Below are 9,286 nucleotides of genomic sequence, written 5' to 3'. Positions count from 1 at the left end.
GCCCCGTCGGGCGGCCCGCACGTGCGAGGAGTCGATCACCGCCCGCTCCCAGTCCAGCCGGTTCTTCGACCGCAGCTCGTTCAGCAGCAGCTGGTTCAGCTGGTCCCAGACGCCGGCCTCGTTCCAGGCCGCAAGGCGCCGCCAGCACGTCCCCCCGAACCGAAGCCCAGCTCCTGGGGCAGGTACTCCCACCGGATGCGGTGTGCAGGACGAAGAGGATCCCGCACAGCGCCTGGCGGTCCGGCACCCGCGGTCTGCCCTCGACCTTCTTCGGACCCGGCTTCGGCAGCAACAGCTCAACCAGCGACCACAGTTCATCCGACACGATCCACGGCCGCGACTGACGGTTTCCCATACCCAGACCTACAAGCAGAGCAGCCGACCGTCTCATGATCAGCAGCTTTTGTTAGAGCCAGTTACGACGTGGGGTGGATGCTCGCCGGCGAGGCGGCGCCGACCGGCCCGGCCCGCCGGGGAGCGAAGCCGCCCGTCTTCCCCGCCGCCGCGATCGACGACCCGGCGCTGCCGGAGGTGCTGGCCGAACTGGCGGCGGAGCGGGCGGACGAGATGGACACCGACACCGTCAACCGGGAGCTGTCCATCGCCAAGGCGATCGGCTGGTGGCAGCGCCAGGGCTGGATCGCCGGGGACCCGGCGATCGGCATCGAGCGGCGGCCCGCACCGCCCGACCGCACCAAGGCTCTAACAGAGAACCAGATCGCCGCCCTGTGGCGCCAGGACGTCGCCTTGCGGCAGAAGACGTTCTCTCGTCGTGCCCCCACCGGGTCTGGAACGGCGGCACCTGCAAGGCGATCTCCCTGCACGTCTACGGTGCCGACATCACTTTCTGGGTACAAGCATCCGCCGCGTCTACCGGGCGCAGGCGACGAGAGGTGAAATGACGGGCTCGCGAGCCTGTGGGGACGGGGCGAGTGCGAGCAACGGGCCGGTGGCCGACTGTCTCGTCGGCCACCGGGCCCGCTCCCGTTCACCGGGGAAGCGCGGACAGGAGTGAACCCGTTCACCGCGGCGGACGTTGTGCGGTCGAGCGCTGCCGCGGAGAGGCGGCGTAACCGGTGATTCCCAGACTCGGAGATCCGTTGCTGAAACGTACTGCCGTCTATGTCGGAACACTCGCACTCGGCCTGTCGGGCGTGCTGACCGGTGTCGCCCAGGCAGCCCCCCACTCGGCACCACCCTCGGATTCCGCGCCGTTCCGCGTGGACACCACCTCGGTGTCCGAGGAGGAGCAGAAGGCCGCGCGGTCGTTCTGGTCCACCGAACGCATGCGAACCGCCAAGGAGGCAACGCCCCCCGCCACCGGATCAGCCGGGTCGGACAGCCAGTCCACGGGACGGAACGACGAAGGGCGACCGGCCCTCGAGGTCCCTCCGGCCCTGGGGAGGACCTCCCCTCACGTCGCGTCGACGTCCCTCGCGTCCGCCGACGGTTCCACACCGACGCGGTGGACGGGTGGCGGCCTGGTCGCGAGCACGGCGGGCAGGGTCTTCTTCAGCCGGGCCGACGGCGGCCTCTTCACCTGTTCGGCGTCCGCGGTGAACAGCGCAAACAAGTCGACCCTCCTGACCGCGGGGCACTGCGTCGTGGACGCGAGCACGGGCGAGGTGTACCGGAACTGGGTCTTTGTCCCCGGGTACGACGAGGGCCAGCGGCCCTTCGGCACCTTCACCGCGGCTCAGCTCCTCCATGACGCGGACTATGTGAGCAGCGGCGGCAACCTCAACTACGACTATGCGTTCGTCGTCGTGTCCCGATACAACACCCGGTCCCTGGTGGACGTCGTCGGCGGCCAAGGCCTGTCCTTCAACACCGCGGTACCTGGCATGCGTGTGCACACCTTCGGATACGGGGGGTCCGACGCCGAGGGAAACCACGAGTGGATGAACCACTGTGAGGGCATCCAGTTCGCGGACGAGGGACGTGCCGACTCCACGATGCTCGGAATCGGCTGTGTGCACACCGGCGGTGCCAGCGGCGGCCCCGTACTCGCGGAATTCGACCCCGGCACGGGCACGGGACTGGCGGTGGGCGCCCTCTCGGCGAGCGCGGGAGACCGCGAGTACTACGCGCCGCTGCGCGGATCCGCCGAGACGATCTACCGTCGGGCGGAGATGCTGGACGGCGGAAACGTCGGCGAGATCGTCCACTCCTCGGGCAAGTGCTTGGACGTCCCGTCCGGCGATCGGACGGACGGGAACAAGGTGCAGCTGTGGGACTGCAACGGTACGGGTGCGCAGCAGTGGTACGTCGGCTCCCAGGGGACGATCGAGGCGCTCGGCAAGTGCCTCGAGGTGCCGGACGGGGCCACCGTGGACGGGACGCTGCTGCAGATCTGGGAGTGTGACGGCGGCGCGAACCAGCGGTTCACCTTGTCCGGCACGGGTGAGATCGTTGCCCAGGGAACGAACAAGTGCCTTCAGAACGCGGACGGCAACCGTGTCAAGATCGCCACGTGCAACGACGGCATCGCCCAGCGCTGGACGGTCTCCGGTCACGACAACGGGGGCGACCGGCAGGTCAACGAAATCGTCGACAGCCGTGGCACGTGCGTGGACGTCCCGTCGTCGAACCCGGTGAACGGGAGCAAGGTGCAGCTATGGGACTGCAACGGTACGGGTGCGCAGCAGTGGTACGTCGGCTCGCGTGGCACGGTCCAGGCGCTCGGCAAGTGCCTCGAGGTGCCGGACGGGGCCACCGCGGACGGGACGCTGCTGCAGATCTGGGAGTGTGACGGCGGCGCGAATCAGCGGTTCGCCCTGTCCGGCACGGGTGAGGTCGTCGCCCAGGGAACGAACAAGTGCCTCGAGACCGCCGACCCCGGCTCCGCCCTGGGGAGCCGCGTGAAGATCGCCCCGTGCGATGGGGCGCAGAACCAGCGCTGGACGGTCAGGCCGGTCGCCTGAGCGGCCGTTCTCCGGTCGGCCACTTTGCGACGTGCCCCCAAGGGCGAACGCCTCGCCAGCCGGTTGTCGCCCGGTGAGCCGGGGCCGGAGATCCTTCCGGTCCCGGGCCGCACCCCGCACGAGCGCGGGCCGGTGCTCGTCCACCCCGTGCCGCACGCCGCGTCGAGCCGGGCCAGTGAGTGGCTCGCCGTCGACCTTCCGCCGGGCTCGGTGTGCCGCGCGGACGCCGTCGCGCAGGCACTGGACGTGGCGGCCGGTGCGATCCAGCGCTGGCTCCTTTCCCACCGGCTCGGCCTGGAGCGGGACGTCCGGTCGCGCGGCACGCTCCTTGGCGATCTGCTGCGGTTGAACAGGGACCCGGGTTCCGACCTGCACCGACGGGCGGCCGACGCGGGCTGGGCGCTCGCGGGCTGGCACGTGGGCATGAGCCTCAGCACCGGACCGGACATTGATACGATCGCGCGTCGCCTCGACAGCACGCGGGTTCTCGAGGCGTCGGGCATCCCGGCGGTGGTGGTCGAGTACGGAAACGGCTGGGCGGCCTGGACGACGTAAGACAACGAACCCGCCGCCGACGAGGTGGACCTGCTGCCGAGGCGCCTGCGCGACGCCCACCGCACGTTGCGGCGGACCGTCGAGGCTGACATGGGCATGGGCAGGCCCCATGCGGACTGGGGCGGCCTGGCCACGGCCCTCGGCGAGGCCGGTGACGCGGCCAGACTCGCGGCGGCCCGGTCGGAGGTGGGCCACTTCCTGCGCGCGGACCGGCTGGGGATGGCGCACGGCGCAGGCCCGGCCCCACTCAGCAGGGCCGTCCCGGATTCGCCCGTGGGACCGTCGCCGTCGCCGAGCTGGGTACTGGCCGGACCCTGCGCCTGGAGAGGGAGAACGAGTACCTGATGGTCCTGCGGACGGCGAGGTGGCCGCCACCACGCCCGACGTGCTCGACCGCCGCAACGGCGTCCCGGTCTCCTGCGACCAGGTACGACCGGGCCGCGACGTCGTCGTCCTGCAACTTCCGGCCGCGTTCTGGTGCCATCCGTGCCACCCCCGCCGACGACCGACGCTTGCGCCCCGTGCCTACGGCTTCGACTGCGAGGAGCGTACCCTGCCGTGAGCGGGACTTGCTCCTCGGAGATTTCGGGCGAGGGCGAGGGACGGCCGCGGGAAGAAGCGGTGGCACCCTACCGGTTGAGGTCCAGGACCGCGGCTGCGAGGCCGTCGTAGTCGGCGGGCGCGACCGTGGCGACGAGAGCACCGTCAGGGCGGTCCAACGTGGGCTGGGCGGCATGCACGGCGGCTCCCACGCCGAAGGGGGTATTCCGGCGATACAGGCCGGCGATCGTGTGCACCGTCGCGTAGTCGGCGTCCAGGGTATGCAGGACGTCGAGGACGCCCAGGTAGTCGACGATCCCGGCCCGTTCCCGCTCGGCCTCGAGCACGCACACGACAGGGACCCACAAACGCACCGTTGGATCCCCCGCAGCGATGTGGATGAGCCCGGAGATCTGCTTGTTGCCCCCCCCCAGGGCAAGAAGTGTGCGACTGTCCAGCACGTAGTGCTCGACGATCACGCCGCTGTGCCCCGGCGCCGGTTCTCACCGGCGCTCTGCGCCAGACGCATCCGTTCACGCAGAGCGCCGACTTCCTCGTCGTCGACCCGGTGCCCGAACTTGGCGGCCAGGAACGCGTCCGTGCGCTCGGCTCGCTCACGCAACTGCGAGGGTGTGAGCGCGGTCGCGGTGGGCAGGCTCCAGCCATTCCGGCGGGTAGGCGTCACGCATCGGGTCGTCGCCCCGGTGCTCGAGCCACTCGCACAGCGACCAGTACTCCAGGCACCGGTCGCTCGCGAAGCCGAGGACCTTCGTGTAGGCCTCTCGCCATGCCGGGTCGTCTCGGCCCTCAGGCCAGTGACCACTGGCTCCATGTGAGGTCGTAGCGCGGGAAGTTGCCGAACGAGGTGAACGACCAGTCGTCCCACGACTCGTGGGGCGTGTCCTCGATGGTCCAGGTACCGCCGAAGTCGACCTTGCGGTTCAGGTGGGCCAGCCATCCGATCGCCTCGTCACTGAGCGAGGGACCCCGGAATCGATCTCGCGGCTCGAGCGCACACGGCCCCGGAACGGACCGCTCGTGCCCGGCCGCGCGGCGAACGGTTCGACGAGGTTGCCCTTCCACCATTTTCCGGTGGTCGTCCTGGGAGACATCTGATCCTCCTGTGGTGTCCGTACAGGTGTCGCACGTGAACTCCACGGCACGACATCGCGGCTGTCACCGGGTGGTTCGCTGCACGGTGGTGAAATCCTGTGCATTCTGCCCAGTGAGTGCCGTGAACGGCATGGTCAGGCCGTGAACCCGTTGTCCGGCCGTCCCGTTGAGCCGGTCGTGATCACCATGGACGTGTCGTCCTTGCGACATGTCCCATCCGCGCCAGGACGAACCGGTGACACCGGCCGGGGCGGCGACGGAGCGTGTGCGCAAGTACGGCGTACGGCCGGCGGGCGACGGCGGCACCAACGTGCCGTGCAGCACAACGGAAGGCATGAGAACTGATGAGACGGATGCGCTTAGCGGCGGCGGTGGTGACGGGTCTTGCCCTCGCCTTGTCCGCCGTGACCCGGGTCGCGGCGGACAGCCACGGCGGCCCGCCGACGACCAGCAGGATCGCCGCCAAGGGACCGGGCGGCAGTGCCACCGTGCGCCTGATCACCGGCGACCGCGTCACGGTGACGACGGACGCGAGAGGCTGGCACACAGCTTCGGTGACACCGGGGGAGGGCCGTCGGCACGTTGTCTTCCGCACCCTTGAAGTGGACGGCCGCCTGCTGGTCCTCCCGTCCGACGCGAAGGCCCTGCTGGCCACCGGACGCCTGGACCGCGGCCTGTTCGACGTCACCTCCCTGCTCGCCCAGGGATACGACGAGTCCCACTCGGACACCCTGCCGTTGATCGTGAGCGGCGTCCAAAGCCCCCAAGGCGCCGACGACACCGGGAACACCGGGGATGCCGCCCTGCGCCGGCTGACCGCGCTGGCCGCCGACGGAACGCGGACGCGCCACCTGGAGACCCTCGGCGCGGAGGCCCTGCGTGTCCCGGCCGACGACCTCGGCGCGTTCTGGAAGCGCCTCGCCGCCGATCCCGGAAAGGTGTCCGCCGCGGCCACCGCCCCCCGCGTCTGGCTGGACGGCCGGGTACACGCCTCGCTGGACCGCAGCACCGCCCAGATCGGCGCCCCCGAGGCGTGGAAGGCCGGTTACGAGGGCGACGACGTGAAGGTCGCGGTGCTGGACACCGGCGCCGACGTCGGCCACCCCGACCTGGCCGGACGCATCAGCGGGGCGAAGAACTTCTCCACCGGCACGGGTACCGGCGACGGGAACGGACACGGCACCCACGTCGCCTCCACCGTCGGCGGCTCGGGCGCGGCCTCCCACGGCAGCCGCAAGGGAGTCGCCCCCGGTGCCGATCTCCTGATCGGCAAGGTCCTCGGCGACGACGGCTCCGGAAGCGAGTCGCAGGTGATCGACGGCATGGAGTGGGCTGTCGCCCAGGGCGCCGACGTCGTCAACATGTCCCTGGGCTCCGACGCGCCCAGCGACGGCACCGATCCCATGAGCCAGACCCTCAACGAACTCTCCAAGACCTCGGGCGCGTTGTTCGTCGTCGCCGCAGGCAACAGCGGACCCGAAAGCAAAACGATTGGCAGCCCCGCCGCCGCGGACGCGGCCCTGACGGTCGGCGCGGTCGACCGGGACGACACCCTCGCCGACTTCTCCGGCCGTGGGCCCCGCCCCGGCGACGACGCGGTCAAACCCGATGTGACCGCGCCCGGCGTGGGCATCGTGGCCGCGCGTGCCGCCGGAACCACCCTCGGCACCGTTGTCGACGACCACTACGTCGCCGCCTCCGGCACCTCCATGGCCACGCCTCACGTCGCGGGAGCGGCCGCGCTGCTCGCCCAGCAGCACCCCGACTGGACGGCACCGCGCCTCAAGGACGCGCTGATCAGCACTGCCCGTACCATGCCTGGTCAACGCGTCACCGAACAGGGCGGCGGGCGCATCGACCTCGGGACCGCCATAGGAACCCCGGTCGTCGCCACCGGCACACAGGCGCTGGGCGTGTATGACACGGCGGACACCGGCACCCACACCCGAACAGTGCGCTACGCCAACCACTCCGGCGGCGACGTCACTCTCGACCTCGGCATCCGGCTGGCGACCGCCACCGGCCGCGATGCCGGTCCCGCGGCCGTGCACCCGCGGACGAAGCGCCTCACTGTCCCGGCAGACGGCACCGCCGAGGTGCCCCTGACCGTGGCACCCTCCCGCGCGGCGCACGGCCGGTATTACGGCCGTCTCACAGCCACCACCGCCGACGGCCGGACCGTCGTCCACACCACGCTCAGCCTGCGTGTGCGCGGTCCCGTGCACAAACTCCGGGTCGTCTCCTACGACCTCGCGGGCCACCCCGTTCAGAACTTCCCCGTGATCCAGGGCGCCGAGGGCTTCGTGCCGTACACGGACTGGGAGAACGGCGTCGCCGAGGTCGAGGAAGGCACCTACCAGGTGTCCTCCGGCACCGTGGAGCAGTCGGGAGGGGAGGACACACTGCGGCACGTCGTCCTGCCCGACGTCAGGGTCACCAAGGACACCACCGTCGTCGTCGACCCCCGCAGGACGACCAAGGTCGAGATCCGCACCCCCCGGCCCGCCGAACAGCGCGGCGTCCTGAGCTACCAGACGCACCGTGAGATCGACGGTCACGCCTGGACCGAGGGCGTCATGTACTTCGACAGCGCCCGCGAGCTGTACGTCAGCCCCACCGAGCGGATCACCGACGGGACCTTCGAGTTCACTTCCCGCTGGCAGCTCGTGGCCCCGATGCTCAGGGCCGACGTCGTCGGTGGCCCTCGCGGCCTCAACCTCTTCTATGAGCCGACCTCCGCCCTGTTCGACCCGCGCGGAGCACGGCTGACCGCCGTCGCCGCCGGCACGACCGCTACACCGGACTTCCGCTCTGCGCGGGGCAAGCTTGCCGTCGTCACCTACGTTGGGGACGGGAAGAGCGAGAGGGAGATCACCGACGCAGCCGCCGCCGCGGGCGCCCGTGCCGTGTTGCTCGTCCACTACGAGGACAACGCCTGGACCCGGTGGACGCCCAACGGGGCGCGCACGCCCGTGCCGCTGATACGCGTCGGCCTCACCGACGGCACCGAGCTGCTCAAGCGCATCGAACGGCACAGGACCGCGGTCGCGTTCACCGGCACACCGCGCAGCCCTTACCTCTACGACGTCGTCCAGGTGTCCTCGCAGGGCATTCCGCAGCATGTCACCCACACGGTCTCGCGTCGCAACAGCGCCGTCGTGCGCTCCGTGTACGCCGACAACGGCGGTCTGTCCTGGGCGACGGAACAGCGCAACTCCTGGCGGCCCTATCAGGAATACGCGTGGCTCCAGTACCCCCGCTACGTCCCGACCGGCTTCACCCGCACCGAGTACGTCAGCGCGGGCGACACCCAGTGGCAGCATCTGGTGCTGCACGAGGCGGTGGAGGACATCGACTCGCCCCTCGACATCGGCATGCGGAACGCTCCCCGCACCTACCGGGCCGGCCAGGGTACCGGTGAGACCTGGCAGGGGGCGGTCGTACGGCCCTCGATCCCGCGGGGCGGCGCCGTACCCCCGACGACGCGGGACGGGGACGTACTGAGGCTGCGGATACCGGAGTTCACCGGCTCCGGGACGGGCCACTGGTCCCGCGCGATCACCGATCCCGACCTGCCCGGCGGGTCGTGCGCGTCGGCGGCCCCGGAAACGGTCGCTGCCCAACTCGTGTGCGACGGCGAGAAGGTGGCCGACCTCGCGGACGCCTGGCAGGACGTCCAGGTGCCGTCCGGGACCGCCGACTACCGCCTGCGGCTGAGGACCATCCGCACCTCCGACGAGTGGCGGTACGCCACGGCCACCGACACGATCTGGTCGTTCCGCTCCGGCGCGACCGGTAAGTCGGCGCCGCTGCCGCTGTTGCAAGTCGACTACAGGGCACCGGTCGACGCGCACAACAGCGTGGGACAACGCCGCGCGTACATACTCGGACTGACGGTGCGGCACCAGGACGGGCTCGACGCGCCACGACGGGTCGGGGTACGCGTCGAGGTCTCCTACGACGACAGCGCGCACTTCACCGCCGCGCCCACCAGGGCCCGGGGCGGGGGCAGGTTCGACGCCACCGTCACCAAGCCGCCGCGGACGCGCGGCGACGCGTTCGTGACCCTGCGCGTCACGGCCAGAGACACGGCCGGCAACGAGGTCCGTCAGACCGTGACGAGGGCGTATCTGCACCGAGGCTAGTGTGATGCG

Annotated in this window: 8 protein-coding genes and 1 pseudogene; 5 read left to right on the top strand and 4 right to left on the bottom strand. The window is 70.8% G+C overall.

The window, feature by feature from the left end; translation table 11 throughout:
* Positions 1 to 355: pseudogene (locus ACZ56V_RS35465) on the bottom strand (transposase); the annotation flags it as partial.
* Positions 356 to 423: 68 nt separating this feature from the next.
* Here ACZ56V_RS35465 and ACZ56V_RS35460 point away from each other — a divergent pair.
* The 4 genes from ACZ56V_RS35460 to ACZ56V_RS35445 all read left to right on the top strand — a co-directional run bounded on the left by ACZ56V_RS35460 (position 424) and on the right by ACZ56V_RS35445 (position 4,041).
* The gene (locus tag ACZ56V_RS35460; protein ID WP_468947747.1) at positions 424 to 897 is read left to right on the top strand and encodes a hypothetical protein; all 474 of its coding nucleotides are present in this window, start codon (positions 424 to 426) and stop codon (positions 895 to 897) included.
* A 203-nt stretch (positions 898 to 1,100) separates the two neighbouring features.
* Positions 1,101 to 2,924 (top strand): ricin-type beta-trefoil lectin domain protein, encoded by a 1,824-nt coding sequence (locus tag ACZ56V_RS35455; RefSeq protein WP_468947746.1) that lies wholly within the window; start codon positions 1,101 to 1,103, stop codon positions 2,922 to 2,924.
* A gap of 24 nt (positions 2,925 to 2,948) precedes the next feature.
* Positions 2,949 to 3,479: a hypothetical protein gene (locus tag ACZ56V_RS35450; protein ID WP_468947745.1), complete on the top strand. Its 531-nt coding sequence runs from the start codon at positions 2,949 to 2,951 to the stop codon at positions 3,477 to 3,479.
* Positions 3,480 to 3,843: 364 nt separating this feature from the next.
* Positions 3,844 to 4,041, top strand: a complete 198-nt coding sequence (locus ACZ56V_RS35445; protein WP_468947743.1) for an S-methyl thiohydantoin desulfurase domain-containing protein — start codon at positions 3,844 to 3,846, stop codon at positions 4,039 to 4,041.
* A gap of 67 nt (positions 4,042 to 4,108) precedes the next feature.
* On the opposite strand, the gene ACZ56V_RS35440 is transcribed toward ACZ56V_RS35445, so the two are convergent.
* From ACZ56V_RS35440 to ACZ56V_RS35430, 3 genes are all read right to left on the bottom strand, one after another.
* Positions 4,109 to 4,498, bottom strand: a complete 390-nt coding sequence (locus ACZ56V_RS35440) for a PIN domain-containing protein (protein ID WP_468947742.1) — start codon at positions 4,496 to 4,498, stop codon at positions 4,109 to 4,111.
* Positions 4,495 to 4,704 (bottom strand): hypothetical protein, encoded by a 210-nt coding sequence (locus tag ACZ56V_RS35435; RefSeq protein ID WP_468947740.1) that lies wholly within the window; start codon positions 4,702 to 4,704, stop codon positions 4,495 to 4,497. Before ACZ56V_RS35435 ends, ACZ56V_RS35440 begins: the two co-directional genes overlap by 4 nt.
* 122 nt (positions 4,705 to 4,826) lie before the next feature.
* Positions 4,827 to 5,105, bottom strand: coding sequence for a hypothetical protein (locus ACZ56V_RS35430; protein WP_468947738.1), 279 nt, complete (start codon positions 5,103 to 5,105; stop codon positions 4,827 to 4,829).
* A 371-nt stretch (positions 5,106 to 5,476) separates the two neighbouring features.
* Between ACZ56V_RS35430 and ACZ56V_RS35425 the strand changes: the two genes are divergently transcribed.
* A complete protein-coding gene (locus tag ACZ56V_RS35425; RefSeq protein WP_468947736.1) occupies positions 5,477 to 9,277 on the top strand; it encodes a S8 family serine peptidase in 3,801 nt (1,266 codons plus the stop codon).
* Positions 9,278 to 9,286: the final 9 nt, after the last annotated feature.

It is taken from the genome of Streptomyces sp. NPDC034099 (assembly GCF_055575415.1).
Note: the sequence above shows the minus strand (reverse complement) of the source record. Positions and strands in the feature narration are given on the sequence as shown.

Coding starts and splice junctions, on each gene's coding strand:
- ACZ56V_RS35430 (WP_468947738.1), bottom strand. CDS start 5,105: ATGGTGGAAGGGCAACCTCGTCGAACCGTTCGCCGCGCGGCCGGGCAC.
- ACZ56V_RS35425 (WP_468947736.1), top strand. CDS start 5,477: ATGAGACGGATGCGCTTAGCGGCGGCGGTGGTGACGGGTCTTGCCCTC.